The organism is Xanthobacter sp. BG11Y11_SDJG (genome assembly GCF_057364445.1).
The window spans coordinates 1-717 of sequence record NZ_JBNFNU010000827.1; the positions used below are offsets into that span (position 1 = coordinate 1).

General features: G+C 76.6%; 1 protein-coding gene. It reads left to right on the top strand.

Features of this window, described 5'->3' with window-relative positions:
• A partial coding sequence (locus tag AC2W7M_RS26800) for an aminotransferase class I/II-fold pyridoxal phosphate-dependent enzyme (RefSeq protein ID WP_486136252.1) occupies window positions 1–717 on the top strand: 717 nt, incomplete at both ends.

Here is a 717-nt window from a genome sequence, read left to right on the forward strand (position 1 = left end):
CTCGGCATCGACCTCACCACCGTCACCCGCGCCTATGCCGAGGCGCGCCAGCGCCATTTGCTGGAAGGCGTCACCGGGCGCGGCTCCTTCGTCGCCGCAGCCGGCGACCGCTCCGGGCCGCCGGTGGACCTCAGCATGAACATCCCGCCGCCGCCCGCCGGGCTGCGCCTCGCCGACCTGATCGCCGACGGCCTGGCCGAGGTGATTCGCCGCTCCAGCGCCGACCGGCTGATGTCCTACCATGCCGGGCCGGGCTCGCTGGCGGAACGGGCCGCCGCCGCCGCCTGGCTCGCCGGCGCCTTCGGCGCGCTCGATTCCGACCGCATCGTCATCGCCCCCGGCGCCCAGGCGGGCCTTGCGGCCCTGCTCACCAGCCTGGCGCGGCCGGGCGACACCGTGCTCTGCGAGGCCCTCACCTATCCCGGCCTGCGCAATGCGGCGGCGCAGCTCGGCCTGACGCTGGCGGGGGTCCCCGGCGACGCCGAGGGCATGGATCCGGACGCCCTCGCCGAGGCCTGCCGGCGCCTGTCGCCGAAGGCGCTCTATCTGGTGCCCACCATCGCCAATCCCACCGCCCGGACCCTGTCCGTGGACCGCCGCCGGGCACTGGCGGAGACCGCCGCGGCCCACGACGTGCCGGTGATCGAGGACGACCCCTATTGGCCGCTGGCGGGCGACGCGCCGCCGCCGCTGGCGGTGCTGCGGCCGCAAGGCGTC